Below are 17,586 nucleotides of genomic sequence, written 5' to 3' on the forward strand. Positions count from 1 at the left end.
CCGTCATTCGCCTGCCCGACGACTGCATTTCGTGCAGCCCTGCCGCGGACGCGGCAATGAGGGCGTGGAATCGCTCGCGCCGCCGACATTCCCGCACCCGAGAGGCCACATGATCCCTCGCATCCTGATCGTCAGCGACAAAGTGGACACCGGCTCCAACGGCCTGGCGGTAGGGCTTGGTCGGCGGGGCGCCGCCGTTGCAGCCGCGCCGCTGGCGGCTATCGCATTCGACACCGGCAGCCCGAGCGGGCTTTCGATCCCTGGCTTCGGCGGCACGCTGCCCGACGCCGTGCTCGTCCGTTCGATCGCCGCTGGATCGTTCGAAGCGATTACCCGGCGCCTCGGCGTGCTGCACGCGTTAAGCAGACTGTCGGTTCCCGTGTGGAATTCCGCGCAGGCGATCGAGCGCTGCGTCGACAAGTCGATGACGACATTCCTCTTGAAAAATGCCGGCCTGCCTACGCCACGCACCTTTGCCGTAGAAGGACTTGCCGTCGCCGAGGAGATCGCGGCGCAAGAGCTTCCGCGGGGACCGCTGGTGCTGAAACCATTGTTCGGGGCGCAAGGCCGCGGGATAAAGCTGATCCGCACGCTCTCGGACCTGCCGGCCGCAGAAGAGGTGAACAGCGTCTACTACCTTCAGCAATATGTGTCGCGTGCCGGTCCGCCTTTCCGGGATTTTCGCGTCTTTGTCTGCGCCGGCGAGACCGTGGCGATGATGAGCCGCATCAGCGACGACTGGATCACGAACGTCAACAGGGGCGGCGTGCCGGAACAGGTTTCCGAACATGGCAAGGCGGAACTGGCCTCGCTGGCTGTCGCCGCGTCAGCTGCGGTCGGCGCGGATTTTGCCGGCGTGGACATCGTGCGGGCTGACGACGGCAATCTGCTCATACTCGAAGTGAACAGCATGCCCGCCTGGTCGGGATTGCAATCGGTGGTCGCCGTGAACATCGCCGAAGCAATCGCCGATGCCTTGCTGAAACTCCTGGCCGACCGCGCCGAAGCGGCCGCCGCGCCGCGGCCCTACCGTTTCGCCGCGCCTGCGAATTCGTGAGGGCCGCTAGGTTGGCGCTATCGCGTGAACGCCTCCGGGCCAGCTACAAGGATGCCTGCAGGATGGAGATCGAAGCCCTCAAACCGGGCAACGTCCATCTGTTCGCCGACGGACACGGCATGTCGGCCGCTCAATTCATGATGAGTGCGGAGGTTTCTTCCGGGCCGCTGACCGATCCTCGTCTGCCGGTCGGACAGCGCATGCTGGAGGCGGTGCGCGCGACCCGACTGGCGGTCGCAACCAATACCAATCTCGGAATCATCCTTCTGACAGGGCCACTGATATGCGCCGCCGAAATGAGCGGTGACAGACTGCAGGACAATCTCGACTCGCTGCTTCGGGCTTTGAGCGTGCAGGATACCAAGGCGGTGTTCGAGGCGATCGTCACGGCCGCGCCAGGTGGCCTCGGAGAAGCCGCCAACGATGTGCGGCAGGAGCCGAAGATCCATTTGCTGGACGCGATGCGGGAGGCCACCGACCGCGACATGATCGCCCGCCAGTACGGCAGCTGTTTCGGCGACGTGTTCGGGGTCGGGCTCGCGGCGCTGGATGGAGCGTTGGCACGTGGAGAAACCGGCATGTGGCCGACGATATTCGTCTACATGGCGTTTTTCGCCGACTTCCCCGACAGCCATGTGATGCGCAAGCACGGCGTTGACGTCGCAAATCAGGCGCGGCAGGAAGCCGTTGCCGTCCAGGCGGCGCTCCATGCCGAGGGCGACGAACCGTCTCGCATTCGCCTGCTCATGGAGTTCGACCGTCGGTTAAAGGCCGACAACATCAATCCCGGCACCTCGGCCGACCTCACCGTGGCTACTCTTTTAGTCCACACCCTCGCCCTCACCTTGCATAATCGCGGCGTTGGTGCTTGACTTCCAAAAGCGGAAGCTGTGCTTCCGCGGCTATCTAGCCAACCGGTCCGGGCAAATCCGGACGCTGCCAACAAGGATAGCTGTCCATCGAGCGCCTGCTCGGTTGCAGCGTCCGTGGACACCATAATTGTGTCTTGGAGGAAATTGGCATGGCAAAAATCTCAAAGGTTATGGTCGGTGAATCGCTGGTGGGAGACGGCAACGAAGTCGCGCATGTCGACCTGCTCATCGGCCCGCGGGGGAGCGCGGTCGAAACGGCATTCTGCAACGCGCTTACCAACAACAAGGACGGCTTTACTTCGCTTTTGGCGGTGATCGCGCCCAATCTTCAATGCAAGCCCAACACCGTGATGTTCAACAAGGTCACGATCAAGGGCGCCAAGCAGGCGGTCCAGATGTTCGGCCCGGCGCAGCACGCCGTGGCAAAGGCCGTGCAGGACAGCGTCGCGGACGGGACCATTCCGGCCAACGAAGCGGACGACGTGTTCATCTGCGTCGGGGTATTCATCCATTGGGACGCGGCGGACGACGCCAAGATCCAGAAATACAATTACGAGGCGACAAAGGAAGCTATCCAGCGCGCCGTTGCAGGAACGCCGACCGCCGCCGAAGCAACGGCCCAGCGCGACAAGGTCAAGCATCCGTTCGCAGCCTAGACAAGAGACAGCCCCGCACAGGAAAAACCCTCTTCTGAGACGGATGGTCTGTTGCGCCGGCTGAAAAAGGTTCTGGGCTTTTGAAACGTCAACTCCCGAAGGGCGCTCGCCCTTCGGGAGTTGACGAGCGACGATTGTCAGGCGCCGAGTGACGCGAGGCGGCCGGGGGTGAGCGTAGCGTTGTGCAATGAGGTTGCGACCAGCGCCGCGGCGACACCCATCGCGGACAAGGCGCTGATGTCGGTCTCATCTCGGACGCCGCCGGCCGCGATGACGGCGCGATTTCCGGCCTTGGCCTTGACCTCCTGCAACCGCCCGAAGTCGGGACCGGCGGCCGCACCGACCTTGGCCAGCGTCATGACAATCACCTTTTGCGGCCAAAGCTCGGGCTCATCGAGAAGAGAACGCGGTCCGCAAAAACTATCGCCGACGAAATCAAGGGACAGGATGAGATCGGGATGATCGCGAAAACGCCGCAGCAACATGTCGTCCCGCTGCGATTCAGAGCCCAAAACAGGAGACAGCGAGCGTTCGGCAAGCGCCGCCAAAAGTGTCTTTTCGTCGGCCACACCGGCATCGACCCAAAGTTCCGGCGGCTCCGCCATCGTCCTCAGCCGGGCGAGTGCGTCGCTGTTTGGCACACCGCCTTCGATAGCGTCCAGATCCGCGATGTAGAAGGTCGAAAAAGGATAAAGCCCACGCAGTCCTTCAGCGACCGCGACGACATCAGGGCTTCGGCTGAGCGGCGTAACGATCGGCCTGTAGCGATCGCGTTTTCCCTGCTGGGCGCGAACCACCACGCCGTCTTTCAGGTCGAGAACCGGAATGACACGCAACGCTTTTTTCACCGACCAATTGCCCCCGTCATGAAAGCTTGAAGCGTGGAAAAAAGAAAGGGCATCATTGCCGGTTTCGACATTGGCGGCGCACATCTGAAGGTGACCCGCGCACAAGACGGTCGCATCGTCGAGGCGGTAACGATCGCAACGCCGCTCTGGCAAGGGCTGCACAAGCTGGCTTCAGCCCTCGACGAAACGGCTCCGATCTACGCGGGTGCGGATCTCAACGCATTCACCATGACAGGCGAACTGTCGGACATCTTTCCGTCTCGCGATGTCGGCGTAGCGGCTCTGCTGGGTCAGATTTCCACCCATTTCCCCACAGACAAAAAGCTGGTCTATGCCGGACCATCCGGTTTCGTCGGGGTCGAGCGGGCAGCGCAGCTAGGCGCCGATGTGGCTTCCGCCAATTGGCACGCGACAGCCTTATTGGTGGCAAAACTTGCCGGCGATGCCCTGTTCGTCGACATGGGCTCCACCACCACCGATATCATCGCCATCAAGAACGGCGCCGTGGCCAATGACGGCTACACCGACGCCGGACGGCTTCTAACCGGCGAATTGGTCTATACCGGCTTTACCAGAACATTCCTGTTCGGCGTAGCCTCGTCGGCTCCCGTCCGTGGCAGGCTAACGCCGCTGATGAACGAGTATTTCGCCTCAATCGCCGACGCTCACCGCATCCTGGGCGTGCTCGACGAGGACGACGACAGGCACCCTCCCGCCGACGGCAAGGAAAAGACCGTGGATGGCTCGATCGCGCGGCTGGCGCGCATGGTCGGGCGCGACGCCACTGACCTTACCCCGCCGGAATGGGGTGAAGTCGCGCGCTGGTTCAGCGAGCAGCAACTGCGCAAAGTGCACGATGCAGCGTCGCTGGTTGCCGGAACCCTGCCTCGGGACGTCCCGATCGTCGGCGCCGGAAGCGGTCGCTGGCAGATCAAGCGACTGGCCCAACGCATGGAACGCAGTTACGTCGATTTCGCCGACATCATCCCCGCGGATGACACCGTTCGCGGCCAAGCGAGCAGCGCGGCACCCGCTTCCGCGGTAGCGCTTTTGGCGGGATATCCGTCGTAAGCAGGATGCGGCGCTCGGCCTAAGCCCGCGCGTCCTCGCTCCCGGAACCTTTGGCGGTCAAATGATCGCTGACACGCTGCATCAGCCAGCCCCAGGCTTCCTTTTCACCGTCGCCTGCTGTCTTTTCGATGGCGATCGAAAGGTAGGCGATTTCCGCCTCGATCTTGTCGCGCGGCAGCATGCCGAGCCGGCTGACCAGGATGGCCAGCTCAAGCACCGCCGCCTTGGCTCGGTTAAGGCCGGTGAACGGCGCAAGCGCTTCCTCCCGCACCACGCGGCAGAAATGGCGGGGGCGCACGCCATTGTCATCGACCGCTTGGACTTCGAGGCCCGAATACGCCAGCGCGGCCTCGAGCCTCGGCACCGGAAACCCGTCAACCGGAACAGTTGGCCAATGCTTGCGGCCTGTCAGGCAGCCGGCAAAGACACGCACGTCGTCGGTATAATTGGCGATGGCGAACGGCACTTCGGCGAGATTGTCGAGCGTGACCGACGGCCGGAAGGGCGCAATCACCCAGCCGTCATTCTCGGCGATGATGCCGATCGGCGCGATGTGGACGTTGCCTGCCTTGTTGACCGTCGTGATGATCGATTCGCGAATGTAGGGCATGGTCCTAGCGCTCTTTCCTTGCGCGGAGCGTCTTGCCCGGCTCGGCAAGACGGGTACGGTCGGGTTCGGGAGCCGGCGCGGCAACGCCCCATGCGAGCGGCTCGTCCTGCACATAACGCTTGCCGAGGCGCCACGCGATCTCGGCCTTCATCAGTTCGGCGCCGAGGTAAAAAGCGTGTGCGCCATCGGCGTTGACGTCCAGCCCGGCAAAAAGTTCGAACGCATCCGTGGCAACCGCATGCCCTTTGCTATTGAAAACATGGATGCCGTCCTCCGCTACCGCGATCCGGAAGTTGGCATCGCGCACCTGGGCCGCCAATGCCTCGATATCGTCGGTTGAGGCTGTGAAAGGCTTGCGATCGTGGACCTGCAACAGGCCTGGGTGATAGCCGCGCGGCAAGGCGCCGTCCGTGCAAGCAGCCAACATGACGCGGCGGGCGATATCGTGCTCCTCGATCGTCCGCACCGTGTGTGGGCTGACATGCACCGCCAGCACGTTTCGGATCCGGAGTTCCGAGCAGAGTCCCGCTAGAACGGCCGTAACACCAGAACTGTCCGCGTCGGTCAATTCGGTGAGATTGCCGGTGCCCATCAGCAATTCGACGTCCGGCCAGCGGCGCCGCGCCTCGATGAAGCGCCCGAGTGAAACGGCGAAGCCGAAATGGATCGGGTCGAGCACGGGATCGGCAATGAAGGCAACGCCGGCCTTTTGCGCGGCTTCGATGGCCCGGCCGAGCGAATCCAGATCGCCAGGCGTGGAAGGTATCAACACTGCCGTAGCCCTATGGTCGAAGATCAACGGCAGCGTGTTCTCGTCGAGGCTGAGAAGATAGTCCGCGCCGGCGCGTGCCCCGATCGTCAGTTCGTCCACGCTGGCCGAATCGACGCTGACCATGAATCCCCGTGCCTTGAGCGCTCGCACAGCCTCCGCCAGCAACGGAAACGGCGTCTCCGGCAGGCAGCCCAGATCGATGACATCGGCGCCGGCCGCAGCTAGCATCGAGGCCCTCGCCATCAGTGCCTCGACCGACAGCATCGGCGCATCGACGATCTCGGCGAAGATGCGCATATCGTGACGCGTCAGATCCGGCGGTTTGCCCGCCCGGCCAAGGAAGGCCGGAAGGTCGGCGATCTCGTCGGGGCCGCGCACAAAAGGCACGCCGAAATGCTCCGACAGGTGCTCGATGTTTCCCCGATAGCGTCCGGGCAGGATTACGCGGTCGACGTCTCCTGTCAGAGTGAGCCGACGCTTCACAATGTCCTCGCTCATCAGCGCGGCGACCTTGACGCCGACGTCGACGATTTCCCACGCGAATTCGGTTTTGCCCAGCCCGGCCAGCAGCCGTTCCAGCCGCGCCTTGGCCAGATGGCCGGTAAGAAAAACCAGCCGCTCAGCCATCGCTTGCGAGTTCGGCCTGTCGCCGTGTGAGCGAGGCTTCGAGATCAGCGAGCGACTCGACCACCTGGGTCCGCTCGAAACTCTTCAACTGCTTGGTATTTTCCAGGTCGATCCCGCGCGGATAGACCTTGACTAGCCCGTGCGGTGCCTGGGTTTCGAGTTCCGGCGCGGTGTCGCAAGCAAAGACGATGGCTGGCACACGGCACTTTCCCGCTTGGGCAAAGACATTGGTGGCGAGCGTGTCGGAAATGCCATGCACGCATTTGGCGACCGTGTTGGACGTGGCCGGCGCCACCACGACCGTGTGATAGACACCGTGGTAGAATTCGCCGACCGGGATCGCGCTCGCGGTCTTGTCGTGCAGCACGCGCGTCGTCTCCGGGAAATCAAGTTTAAGCTTGTACATGCGCAGCACTTCGTTGGCGGCCTTTGACACGAAGACATCGCAGTGTTCGAGTTGGCGAACAAGTGCGAAGCTCTCCGTAAAAAAATGCCCGGAACCCGTCAAAACCCACGCCCAGCGCGGCACATGCAGCTTCACCATCGGCTATCCCGCCTTCTTTGCCGACGACCCTGTTGAAGCCACGATCCTGATGCCGGGCAGCTTGCCCAACGCGAGCATCGCGCCGGCCTCGGCAGCATCCTTCGGACCGGCGAGATGGAAATCGACGCCGTCAGGCAGCATGGCGGCAAAGCCTGGGTCGACAATGCCTCGGGTCCTCAGGCTGTCAGCGGTATCGCCGTCGAAGAATGCACCGGTCTGTTTGATAAGCAACAGCGCGTCTGCGCCAAGCTTGCCGGCAAGCCAGGCGGCCAGAGAATCGGAGGTAATGTCCCAGGAGGCCGGAACATCCAGCGCCGGCAGTGCCAGTGAGGACGGCAGCCACACCGGAACCTTCCCCGCCTCCAACGCTCGCCCGATCTCATCCAGCGACCGCGCCGGCGTCAGCCTTTCGTCCCGGTCGAGGATGACATGGCCGAACTGTTCCATGGCCAGGATCGCCATGGCATGTGCGGCGGTGTCGGAAAAATCCATGCGGGTCTGCGTTTCGCGCACATGATCGGCAAAGAGCCCGCCGCCGGGCACGATGACGATCGGCAGCCTGGAACCCGCCAGCGCTGCGATCCAGCTCTTCATCTCCGCCGCATGGGCCGTGCTGCCGCCAAGCTTGACGATGGCCCTTCGGAGCATTTCGGGGCGTTCCTGGCGCGGTCGGAAAACAACGCTTCGGTCTTTTCGGCCAGCAGTGCCGGAGGCAGCACCGCGTCCCGCCGATTGGCGCTTGCGTTCGATCTCGACGCCGACGCCGCCAGGGCCGAGCTCGAGCTTTTCCACCCTTACCGTGACGCGCACGACACGCTGGTTCTCCAGGACGTGCGCCGCCACCTGCTCGGCCAAAGCCTCGCTGAGCTGGATATGGCCTCGCGCGACGATGGTGCGAATGCCGTCCATGATGATGTCATAAGAGAATACATGGCGCATGTCCTCGGGATGGTCGGTGATTTGCAGCACGTCGGCGGTCACATCAAAGCGCACTTTTTGAGTATGGCCATGCTCGAAGCTGTAGGCACCGATCTGGACCGGCAGAACAAAATCCCGCACAAAAATCCTGTCCGTGCCCAGTGTCGGGTCGGTGTCCGGCGAATAGCCTCTCGCCGCCAACAGGCGATAGTCGATACTCGATTGACCGCCGGTCCCGGATTCCGCCGGGATCAACTCTCGAATCTGCGAGACCGCCTCGGCGCTGATCGAACTCGTGCGACCGGAATGGCCACACAGCGCCCCCCGAAAGCCGAGAAAATCGGGAGCGAAAGGCAAGAGGCGCGGAAGATCCGGAGCTTCCAGCGATCCACTCAGGCCGACCATCAGACCGAGCGATTTCGTGCGATCGACGAATCCCGGAATACGCTCCGGCGGCAGATGATTGAGCAGCCGGCCCTTCCCTTTTTGCGCGGTATCAACCATCACGCCATGGAAGCGATGCCTGGCGAATATCGGCAGAAGTTCGAAGTCCGGCGCCAGATCGGCAAACAGCACGGCAATCAGCTTCGTTCGTGCGGCGAGCGGTTCGAGCGCCTGTGCGCAGGCAGAGATATTTGCCGAAGGGAAAAATCCGATCTTCACATAGTCGACGCCGGTCGCCGCGATCTCTTCGGCCTTGATGCGGATCGTTTCGGGCTCCATCGGCAGGTCGCCGCAGACCGCGCTGACCGGAGCCCGACCAGCGATGAACGAAATCGTTCGGCGCATGGTTTCCGTGGACACCGCGCCCAGGGCTCCCGCCTTCGGGTCCTTCAGGTCGACGATGTCGACACCTCCAGAAAGAGCGATCTCCGCCTCTTCGATGCCGGTGACGCTTGCCAGCATTCTGGTCATTTGAACAGTTTCTCCAGCTTGGAGGACAAGACGTTTTTATAAAGGCAGTCGAGATCCCTGCGCCACGTCTCGTCGGCGTTGCCACGCGAATCGACGCTGGCGACTTTCCGCACCGTTCTGGCAGGCGCGAAAAGTCGTCCGATAGGGTTTGATAAATTTTGCGGGTCGGCTAAGTTGATCATGGGCACCTTGACTTGGCGCGGGTCCGGCAACAGTCGAACCTTTGCGCAAGAATGGGTAATTACTATCGATGACGAGCGCGGTGCCAGGCACTCTCGCTGCCTTTTTGTGCTTTTTTTCCCTGACCGTCAACGTTTCCGACGCGACAGGCCAGGAAACGGTGGCGAAGCCGGAAAAAAAGACAACTGAAATCAAAATAGGTTATTTGCGGGCCTACGCACCGCAATTGACGCTTTCCATGCTCGACCTGCCGCCACGTGACGAAGGTGTCGCCGGCGCCGAGGTGGCAATCGGCGACAACAACACGACGGGAAAGTTCACCAACCAGAAATTCAGCCTGGACGTGACCGAGATCAAACCCGAAGGCGACGCGGTTCGGGCATTCGAGGACCTGATCGCCAAAGGCGACCGCTATGTGGTCGCCGATCTTTCAGCAAAACAATTGCTGTCGATCGCCGACATCGCCCGCGAAAAAGGCGTGCTGATCTTCAACGTCGGCGCGACCGACGACAGCCTTCGCGAGGAGGACTGCCGCATCAACGTTTTCCATATCGCGCCGACGCGCAGCATGCTGGCCGATGCGCTGGCGCAGTATCTCATGGTGAAGAAGTGGCCGAATTGGGTGCTGCTCTATGGATCGCATGAGCAGGATCTTTACGCCGATGCGTTGCGCCGCGCGGCGACCCGCTTCGGCGGCCAGATCGTCGCCGAGAAGGAATTCAAGGATACCGGCACAGCCAGGCGCACCGACACCGGCGCCACGCAGATACAGCAGCAGATTTCCGTGTTCACGCAAGATCTCCCGGAGCATGACGTGGTGCTTGTCGCCGACGAAAGCGAGGTTTTCGGGACCTACGTGCCCTATCGCACCTGGACGCCGCGGCTGGTCGCCGGCACGGCCGGTCTGGTTGCATCGTCGTGGCATCCCGCCAGCGAACAGTGGGGCGGCATCCAGATGCAGAGCCGCTTCCTGAAGACGACGAGCCGGCGGATGCTCTCCAAGGACATGTCGGCCTGGACGGCGGTGCGTGCCGTCGGCGAGGCCACCACGCGCACCAACGGCGACGATGCGAAAAAGATCAGCGACTACATGCGCTCTGACGATTTTTCGGTTGCTGCTTTCAAGGGGCAGAAGCTGACCTTCCGCAAATGGAACCTCCAGCTTCGCCAGCCGATCCTGCTTGGCGATACCAAGTCCGTCGTCTCGACATCGCCACAAGAGGGCTATCTTCACCAGGTCTCCGAACTCGACACGCTCGGTGTCGATCAGCCGGAAACGAAATGCGCTCTCAAGTAGAGTCAATCGGGAGGAATTTGCGTGCAGAAACGAGCTTGCGCATTCGCCATTCTCGCGGCCGGCCTGACAGTCAGCCCCGCATCGGCCTATACGGCCTACGTTTCCAACGAGAAGGACAACACGATGACCGTCGTCGACACGGCGACGATGCAGGTGATGAAGACCGTCGAAGTCGGCCAGAGGCCGCGCGGCATCACCATCTCGCATGACGGCAAGTTCGTCTACCTATGCGCCAGCGATGACGATACGGTCCAGATCATCGATACCGCGACGCTTGAAATCGTCGGTACGCTGCCATCCGGCCCCGATCCCGAATTGTTCGTGCTCTCGCCGGACGGCAAGACGCTTTATGTCGCCAATGAGGACGATAATCTCGTCACCGCCATCGACGTCGAAAGCAAGCAGGTCCTGGCCGAGATTCCGGTCGGCGTGGAACCGGAAGGCATGGGTGTCAGCCCCGATGGCAAGACCATGGTCAACACTTCGGAAACCACCAGCATGGCGCATTTCATCGACACCGGCACGCATGAGGTGACCGACAACGTGCTGGTCGACACGCGCCCGCGCTTCGCCGACTTCAAGCCCGACGGCACGCAGGTCTGGGTCAGCGCCGAGGTTGGCGGCACCGTCAGCGTCATCGACAACGCCAAACGCGAAGTGGTGAAGAAGATCCAGTTCGCGATTCAGGGACTGCGGGCCGAAACCATCCAGCCGGTAGGCATCGCCATCAGTGCCGATGGCAAGAAAGCCTATGTCGCGCTCGGCCCGGCGAACCATGTCGCGGTGATCAATACCGATACCTACGAGGTGGAGAAATACATCCTCGTCGGCCAGCGCGTCTGGCATCTGGCCTTCACGCCCGACCAGAAAACGCTAATCACCACTAATGGCAATTCCAACGATATCACCTTCATCGACACGGCCACCGACGAGCCGGTCCAATCGCTCACCGTGGGCCAGCAGCCCTGGGGTGTGGTCATTTCGCCCAAATAGCAGACATTGATCATCGGGAGGTCAAGACATGAAACTTTGCCGCAGGTTTTTCTTCGCCGCGCTCGCCGGATTTGTCCTTGCTCCGATCGGAGCAAGCGCCGACGACGCAACACCAAAACCGTCGCGTGCCAGCAAGAACCTGCCGGAATTGATTATCGGTTCGGCCGATTCCACCTATGCCGTCAATCAGAAGGACTTCGAGCTGATCGCCGGCCAGGGGTATCGCTGGAAGATCACCTCCAAAGGCGGTTTCGAATACAAGTTCGTGACCGACCTCTTCCGCAATGTCTGGATGGACCAGATCGTCATCAACGATTTGGAAGTGCATATGGACGGCGGACCAGCCTGGCTGGAATTCGACGATGCGGGAACGATCCAGGTGCAGTTCCATACCGTTCGCCCGGGCGAATATACCTGGTCGGTTCCCGACCTTGCCGACAAGGGACTGAAGGGCAAGATTACGATCAAGTGAGACAAAGGCGACCAGGGCGCCAGATAGCCAACGCGTCCTGAAGGAGCGACCCGGCATGCAGCATATGAGGACAAACGGTCCGGGAGAAGAGGTGGCGGCGCTCGATGTCGGCGCCGTCAGCCATTCCTATGGCCAGAAGCGGGCGCTCAACGACGTCTCCTTCTCGATCGCGCCGGCGACTTTCACCGTTCTGCTCGGCCTCAACGGGGCCGGCAAGACAACGCTGTTCTCACTGATAAGCCACCTCTACGACACGCGTCACGGATCGATCCGCATCTTCGGCCATGACATTCGCCGCGCGTCCGGCGAAGCACTCAGACGGGTCGGCATCGTGTTCCAGGCACGCACGCTCGACCTCGACCTCAGCGTCTACCAGAATCTCTCCTACCACGCCTCGCTGCATGGCATTGGCGGACGCGAAGCTCGCCAGCGCATTGCCGCGCTGCTTGAAACGGTCGACATGCAGGGCCGCCAGCACGACAAGGCACGCAGCCTCTCCGGCGGTCAGATGCGACGCATCGAAATCGCCAGGGCGCTGCTTCACCGACCTTCCCTGCTCCTGCTTGACGAGGCGACCGTCGGCCTCGACATCGAATCCCGCGCGGGCATCCTCGCCACCATCCGCAAGCTCGTCCAGGCAGAGGGCATCGGCGTGCTCTGGGCCACGCATCTGATCGACGAAGTCGAAGACGCCGACCATGTTGTCATACTGCGGCGGGGTGATCTGGTCGCGAGCGGCAAGGTGTCGGATGTGACCCGTGCGAACGGTGGAAATTCGATTCGCGAAACCTTTTCGAAGCTCAGCCGCGTCGATGCGGCGGGCATGGCGGAGACGTCGCCATGAGCGCTCCTGCGATGCCTGGAAAGGTCGCCGGCATCATGCCGGTGCGGTCTGAGCCATTCGGCCTGCGCCACTATCTCATTTGCCTGAAAGGCGTCGTCCTGCGCGAGTGCCTGCGCTTCCTGCACCAGCGCGAACGCTTCATTTCCTCGCTGGTCCGGCCGCTCGTCTGGCTGTTCATCTTCGCCGCCGGCTTTCGCCAGGTGCTCGGCGTGTCGATCATCCCGCCCTACAAGACCTATGTGCTCTACGAGGTCTATATCACACCGGGCCTTTGCGGCATGATCCTGCTGTTTTCCGGCATGCAGTCTTCGCTGTCGATGGTCTACGACCGCGAGATGGGCAACATGCGCATCCTGCTGGTCAGCCCGTTTCCGCGCTGGTTCCTGCTGGTGTCGAAGATGCTGGCCGGTGTGGCCGTATCGATCGTGCAGGTCTACGCGTTCCTGATCGTTGCCTGGTTGTGGGGCGTCAAGGCGCCGCCACTCGGCTACCTCTACGTGCTGCCGGCACTGTTCCTGTCGGGCATGATGCTTTGCGCGCTCGGTATGCTCTTGTCTTCGCTGATCAAGCAGCTCGAAAACTTCGCCGGCATCATGAACTTCGTCATCTTTCCCGGCTATTTCGCGTCTCCGGCGCTCTATCCCTTGTGGCGCATCCAGGAGGCGAGCCCGCTGCTCTACAAGATCTGCCTCTGCAACCCGTTCACCTATGCCGTCGAACTGATCCGCTTTGCCTTCTACGGACAGATCGAATGGCTGTCGCTGGGCGTCGTCGCCGGCTGCACGCTGCTGTTTCTGGGCGGCGCCATCATCGCATACGATCCTTCGCGCGGTTTGGTGATCCGCAAACAGGACATGGGAGGAAACGCCTGATGGCGCGAATGAGGCTTGCTCACACTCTGGTTCTGGTCGCCACGCTTGCCTCGATGGGGAGCGCCGGCGCGGCAAACACCGATCCCGACTGGCCCTGCATGCAGCGTAAGGTGCCACAGCTCTCGCTTGGCCAGATCTGGAATGGGCCGGAGCTTCCTGCGACCGCGAAAGATTGGGCGAAGGATGCCCGTGTGTCGGCGCTTGTCGAGGCGGTGGCGGCCCGGCGGACGCCGATTGCCGAAGCCCAGAAAGAGATCAAGGATTTCGCGACTTCCCTGTCGGCCGAGCAGGTCGCACCAAAAATGACGATGCTGGTGCAGGGAATGTTCGACCATATGGACGCCGAGCGTTCGCACGTGATCTCCGGCATCTCCCGCTATGCGCACAAACAGCTCGAAATGGCGGCACAGTTGCGCAAGGAAGCATCCGAAGTCGACGCGCTGCGCGCCAAGGCCGATGCGGATCCGGACGAAGTCGAACGGCGAACCGACCAGCTGAATTTCGCGACGCGAATTTTCACCGAACGGGTCCAGTCGCTGACTTATGTCTGCGATGTGCCCACGATAATCGAGCAGCGGCTTTACCAGTTGTCGAAGACCGTCTCGGAAACGCTCGTCGTGAAGAAATAGACCTTGGCGCCTGCCTCATGACCCCCTGCCAGGCAGCACACGCCAGCGCTGCACGAAATAACCGGGATGCGTCTCGATCCACCGAGCCACCAGCGGCTGCGCCTGCATGAAGGCAGTCCCGGGATTCATCGCCAGACCGTCTACCATTTGTTCGCGTTGTTCGCAGGTCCGCGGTACATCCGTCAGGCAGACCATCATAACGAGTGTGTAAAGCATTACCCCTTTTCCCCATCGAATTCCCGAACCCTACCCGGGAGATTTCTGCAGGGGTTGCACATACGGATCGCTTACGGGTGTGAAAGGACGTGGCCCCCGCTCTTTCGCACTGCAACATAACATATTGCTTATATAACACCAACGATCGCGAGCGTTATCCACCGGGCTTTCATCCGTTGCGTTCGTGCAATGTCATCCCGCCTTGTCTGGATACAGCTTTCCGAAAAGGGGCAGATACATCGCGCCCTTGCGCATCAGGAAATCGTTGAACGTGGCCATGGCCGGCGAGATCGCGTGATCGGTTCGCATCACCGAAAACCATTGCCGGCGGATCGGCATGCCGACAACGTCGAGGATGACAAGCCGGCCTGCTTCGGTTTCCGCAGCGATGGTGTGGGCAGAGATGAAGGCGATGCCGAGACCAGCCATCACCGCCTGCTTGATCGTTTCGTTCGAGGCCATCTCGACACCGAGGTCGTCGATGCGCCCAGGTACGTCGCTCAGGAATATTTCCAACGAGATGCGGGTTCCGGAGCCGGGCTCGCGAATAAGGAAATGCTCCTCGGCGATGCGCTCCTTGGAGATATCGCGCGCCGCGACCAACGGATGGTCGGGCGGCGCGATGATGACCAGCGGGTGATCGCCGAAGACCGAAGCACGCACCGGAACCTCCTTCGCCGGGCGCCCCATCAGCGCGATATCGATGTCGTGGTTCCTGAGGTTGTCGATCGTCTGGGCACGGTTGCCGATGGCAAGCCGCATGTCGATGTCGGGATGGTCCTTCATGAACGCAGCCATCAGCCGCGGCGCGAAATATTTGGCGGTGGAAACAACGCCGAGCCTCAAGCTGCCGGTGCGTACGCCCTTGATGGCATCCATCTTGTCTTCGAGCAAACCGAGATGCTCCTCGATAACCTGCGCCGTCTCGACGAAAGCCCGACCTGCGGCAGTGGGACGCATGCCGTCCGACGTTCGGTCGAACAGAGCCAGCTGGAATTCTTCCTCCACTTGCCGCAGCTGGATTGTCAGCGCTGGAGGAGACAGACCTAACATCTTGGCTGCGCTGACAATTTTGCCGCACTTGATGATTGCCTGGACGGTCTTGAAATGCTTAAGCGTGAGGTTTCTCATGCCGCACACTAAATTATTTTTACTGGTTAAGTAAAGTTATTGAATTTTACTTATCTGGCGACGTTTGTTTCCATTCCTCCAGTCCAGCCGCTCCGAGGAGATGCGGCCCGACCGGGAGGTTACGATGCCAGCGGCAACGCTCGACGCTTTTCTGAACTCCTATCTCGGCCAGCCTGACGAATTTCGCTCGGCAGTTGTGACGACCGTCCGTCAGTTGACACAGGCCGCCATCAAGGTCCGCAACACCATCAACCAAGGGGTGCTCGGCGCCGCCTTTGCCGAAACCCGTGGCGCCAATGCCGACGGCGACGTCCAGAAGGATCTCGACGTCTTCTCCGACGACATCTTCCTCGACGCCATGCGCCGCGCACCGGTCGCGCTTTACGCCTCCGAGGAACTGGAGCAGCCGGTCCTGCTCGACAGGCAAGCGCCACTCGCCATCGCGATCGACCCGCTCGACGGCTCTTCCAACATCGACACCAACGTGTCGATCGGAACGATCTTCTCGCTCCTGACCGCAACTGGCGCGCCGGACGCTGATCCGACCGCCTCTTTCCTGCAGGCGGGCGTGAACCAGCTAGGCGCCGGTTTCTTCATCTATGGGCCGCAGCTGGCACTCGTCCTGTCGCTCGGCAGCGGCACGCATGTCTTCGTCTTCTCGACAAGGCTCGGAACCTTCGTCCAGACCTATGAAAGCCGGATCATTCCGCAACGCACTCAGGAGTTCGCCATCAACGCCGCCAACTACCGGCACTGGGACGAGGCCGTGCGGCTCTATGTAGACGACTGCCTGGAGGGCACCGAAGGACCGCGCGAGAAGGATTTCAACATGCGCTGGATCGCCTCTCTGGTTGCCGACTGTTACCGCATATTGATGCGCGGCGGCGTTTTTCTCTACCCCGGCGATCGGCGCAAGGGCTATGGTCAGGGACGGCTGCGCCTCGTCTACGAGGCCAACCCGATCGCCTATCTCATAGAACAGGCTGGCGGTGCCGCCACCGATGCGATCAACCGCATCCTGGAAATCGAACCCGAGAGCCTGCATCAACGCGTGCCGATGATCTTCGGGTCGGCGCGGGAAGTCGCGCGCATCACCCGCTACCACACAGAGCCGAGCAACATCGGTGAGCGTGCGCCGCTGTTCAGCCGCCGCGGCCTGTTCAGAGCCTGAGCAGCACCATGTCAGCCAAACACCCTATCATCACCATCACCGGGTCGTCGGGCGCCGGCACGACCTCGGTCAAGCGCATCTTCGAGCTGATTTTCCGGCGCGAGAACATCGAGGCCGCTTTCATCGAAGGCGACGCATTCCACCGCTACGACCGCGCGGCGATGAAGGGAAAGGTGGCCGAGGAGGAAAAGGCCGGCAACCCGAACTTCACCCATTTCAATGCCGCGGCCAACGAACTCGGAATTCTCGAAGAGGTGTTCGCGGAATATGGCCGCCGCGGAACCGGCAAGACCCGCACCTACATTCATGATGAGGAAGAGGAAAAGCAGCACGGCACGCCCCCGGGAACCTTTACCGAATGGCGCGAATTCGCTCCCAGCGACCTGCTCTTCTACGAGGGGCTGCACGGCTGTGTCGTCACCGACACGATCAATTTGGCCAAGCATGCGGATCTCAAGATCGGCGTCGTGCCGGTCATCAATCTCGAATGGATCCAGAAGATCCATCGCGACCGTTCGACACGCGGCTATTCCACCGAGGCGGTGATGGACGTCATCCTGCGCCGGATGCCCGACTATGTCCGCTACATTGTCCCGCAATTCTCGCAGACCGCCATCAACTTCCAGCGCGTGCCGATCGTCGATACGTCCAACCCGTTTATCGCGCGCTGGATTCCGACGCCCGACGAATCGATGCTGGTTATCCGCTTCGCCAATCCGCGCGGCATCGATTTTCCGTATCTGCTGTCGATGATCCACGACTCGTTCATGTCGCGGCCAAATTCCATCGTGGTGCCAGGCAACAAGCTCGATCTTGCCATGCAGCTGATCCTGACGCCGCTCATTCTGCAATTGACTGAACGCAAGAGCCGTGTGTCGTGAGGAGGATGCA

General features: G+C 61.6%; 19 protein-coding genes. 12 read left to right on the forward strand and 7 right to left on the reverse strand.

The window, feature by feature from the left end:
* Positions 1 to 109: 109 nt before the first annotated feature.
* The 3 genes from NKJ00_RS14960 to fae all read left to right on the forward strand — a co-directional run bounded on the left by NKJ00_RS14960 (position 110) and on the right by fae (position 2,585).
* Positions 110 to 1,057 carry an ATP-grasp domain-containing protein gene (locus NKJ00_RS14960; RefSeq protein WP_352630221.1) on the forward strand — a complete coding sequence of 316 codons (948 nt, stop codon included), beginning with the start codon at positions 110 to 112 and terminating at the stop codon, positions 1,055 to 1,057.
* Positions 1,054 to 1,929 carry a triphosphoribosyl-dephospho-CoA synthase gene (locus tag NKJ00_RS14965; RefSeq protein ID WP_352440195.1) on the forward strand — a complete coding sequence of 292 codons (876 nt, stop codon included), beginning with the start codon at positions 1,054 to 1,056 and terminating at the stop codon, positions 1,927 to 1,929. Before NKJ00_RS14960 ends, NKJ00_RS14965 begins: the two co-directional genes overlap by 4 nt.
* 149 nt (positions 1,930 to 2,078) lie before the next feature.
* Positions 2,079 to 2,585 carry a formaldehyde-activating enzyme gene (fae, locus tag NKJ00_RS14970; protein ID WP_013532036.1) on the forward strand — a complete coding sequence of 169 codons (507 nt, stop codon included), beginning with the start codon at positions 2,079 to 2,081 and terminating at the stop codon, positions 2,583 to 2,585.
* Between the two features lie 137 nt (positions 2,586 to 2,722).
* On the opposite strand, the gene NKJ00_RS14975 is transcribed toward fae, so the two are convergent.
* Positions 2,723 to 3,433 carry a HisA/HisF-related TIM barrel protein gene (locus NKJ00_RS14975; RefSeq protein ID WP_352630223.1) on the reverse strand — a complete coding sequence of 237 codons (711 nt, stop codon included), beginning with the start codon at positions 3,431 to 3,433 and terminating at the stop codon, positions 2,723 to 2,725.
* Positions 3,434 to 3,466: 33 nt separating this feature from the next.
* Between NKJ00_RS14975 and NKJ00_RS14980 the strand changes: the two genes are divergently transcribed.
* Complete coding sequence (locus NKJ00_RS14980) at positions 3,467 to 4,504, forward strand: hydantoinase/oxoprolinase family protein (protein ID WP_352630225.1); 1,038 nt, start codon at positions 3,467 to 3,469, stop codon at positions 4,502 to 4,504.
* 19 nt (positions 4,505 to 4,523) lie between these two features.
* Here the strand turns inward: NKJ00_RS14980 and NKJ00_RS14985 are convergent, their stop codons facing one another.
* The 4 genes from NKJ00_RS14985 to NKJ00_RS15000 are packed head-to-tail and all read right to left on the reverse strand — an operon-like array spanning position 4,524 to position 8,890.
* On the reverse strand, positions 4,524 to 5,114 hold the full coding sequence (locus NKJ00_RS14985; protein ID WP_127379793.1) for a DUF447 domain-containing protein: 591 nt from the start codon (positions 5,112 to 5,114) through the stop codon (positions 4,524 to 4,526).
* 4 nt (positions 5,115 to 5,118) lie between these two features.
* Complete coding sequence (locus NKJ00_RS14990; protein ID WP_352630227.1) at positions 5,119 to 6,513, reverse strand: DUF6513 domain-containing protein; 1,395 nt, start codon at positions 6,511 to 6,513, stop codon at positions 5,119 to 5,121.
* Positions 6,506 to 7,057, reverse strand: coding sequence for a flavoprotein (locus NKJ00_RS14995; protein WP_352630229.1), 552 nt, complete (start codon positions 7,055 to 7,057; stop codon positions 6,506 to 6,508). The genes NKJ00_RS14990 and NKJ00_RS14995 overlap by 8 nt, the downstream gene beginning before the upstream one ends.
* A 3-nt stretch (positions 7,058 to 7,060) precedes the next feature.
* Positions 7,061 to 8,890, reverse strand: a complete 1,830-nt coding sequence (locus NKJ00_RS15000; RefSeq protein ID WP_352630231.1) for a (5-formylfuran-3-yl)methyl phosphate synthase — start codon at positions 8,888 to 8,890, stop codon at positions 7,061 to 7,063.
* Positions 8,891 to 9,140: 250 nt separating this feature from the next.
* Between NKJ00_RS15000 and NKJ00_RS15005 the strand changes: the two genes are divergently transcribed.
* Genes NKJ00_RS15005 through NKJ00_RS15030 form a run of 6 tightly spaced genes read left to right on the forward strand, consistent with a single transcriptional unit; the run spans position 9,141 to position 14,177 of the window.
* Positions 9,141 to 10,367 (forward strand): lanthanide ABC transporter ABC transporter substrate-binding protein PedA1, encoded by a 1,227-nt coding sequence (locus NKJ00_RS15005; protein WP_352630233.1) that lies wholly within the window; start codon positions 9,141 to 9,143, stop codon positions 10,365 to 10,367.
* A gap of 21 nt (positions 10,368 to 10,388) precedes the next feature.
* Complete coding sequence (locus tag NKJ00_RS15010) at positions 10,389 to 11,360, forward strand: YVTN family beta-propeller repeat protein (RefSeq protein WP_352440192.1); 972 nt, start codon at positions 10,389 to 10,391, stop codon at positions 11,358 to 11,360.
* 28 nt (positions 11,361 to 11,388) lie between these two features.
* Complete coding sequence (locus NKJ00_RS15015; protein WP_023810411.1) at positions 11,389 to 11,832, forward strand: hypothetical protein; 444 nt, start codon at positions 11,389 to 11,391, stop codon at positions 11,830 to 11,832.
* 55 nt (positions 11,833 to 11,887) lie between these two features.
* Positions 11,888 to 12,676, forward strand: coding sequence for a lanthanide ABC transporter ATP-binding protein PedB/LutE (locus NKJ00_RS15020; RefSeq protein ID WP_128303321.1), 789 nt, complete (start codon positions 11,888 to 11,890; stop codon positions 12,674 to 12,676).
* A gap of 35 nt (positions 12,677 to 12,711) precedes the next feature.
* Positions 12,712 to 13,548, forward strand: coding sequence for a lanthanide ABC transporter permease protein PedC (locus tag NKJ00_RS15025; protein ID WP_050580490.1), 837 nt, complete (start codon positions 12,712 to 12,714; stop codon positions 13,546 to 13,548).
* The gene (locus NKJ00_RS15030) at positions 13,548 to 14,177 is read left to right on the forward strand and encodes a hypothetical protein (protein WP_023810408.1); all 630 of its coding nucleotides are present in this window, start codon (positions 13,548 to 13,550) and stop codon (positions 14,175 to 14,177) included. Before NKJ00_RS15025 ends, NKJ00_RS15030 begins: the two co-directional genes overlap by 1 nt.
* Positions 14,178 to 14,192: 15 nt before the next feature.
* Here the strand turns inward: NKJ00_RS15030 and NKJ00_RS15035 are convergent, their stop codons facing one another.
* On the reverse strand, positions 14,193 to 14,393 hold the full coding sequence (locus NKJ00_RS15035) for a hypothetical protein (RefSeq protein WP_023810407.1): 201 nt from the start codon (positions 14,391 to 14,393) through the stop codon (positions 14,193 to 14,195).
* 192 nt (positions 14,394 to 14,585) lie between these two features.
* The gene (locus NKJ00_RS15040) at positions 14,586 to 15,524 is read right to left on the reverse strand and encodes a LysR family transcriptional regulator (RefSeq protein ID WP_127319312.1); all 939 of its coding nucleotides are present in this window, start codon (positions 15,522 to 15,524) and stop codon (positions 14,586 to 14,588) included.
* A gap of 124 nt (positions 15,525 to 15,648) precedes the next feature.
* Here NKJ00_RS15040 and NKJ00_RS15045 point away from each other — a divergent pair, with 124 nt between their 5' ends.
* Together NKJ00_RS15045 and NKJ00_RS15050 are read left to right on the forward strand one after the other, a co-directional pair.
* Positions 15,649 to 16,695 carry a class 1 fructose-bisphosphatase gene (locus NKJ00_RS15045; RefSeq protein WP_352630236.1) on the forward strand — a complete coding sequence of 349 codons (1,047 nt, stop codon included), beginning with the start codon at positions 15,649 to 15,651 and terminating at the stop codon, positions 16,693 to 16,695.
* An 8-nt stretch (positions 16,696 to 16,703) separates the two neighbouring features.
* A complete protein-coding gene (locus tag NKJ00_RS15050; protein ID WP_352610610.1) occupies positions 16,704 to 17,576 on the forward strand; it encodes a phosphoribulokinase in 873 nt (290 codons plus the stop codon).
* Positions 17,577 to 17,586: the final 10 nt, after the last annotated feature.

This window comes from Mesorhizobium sp. M0227 (assembly GCF_040321855.1).
GTDB lineage: Bacteria > Pseudomonadota > Alphaproteobacteria > Rhizobiales > Rhizobiaceae > Mesorhizobium.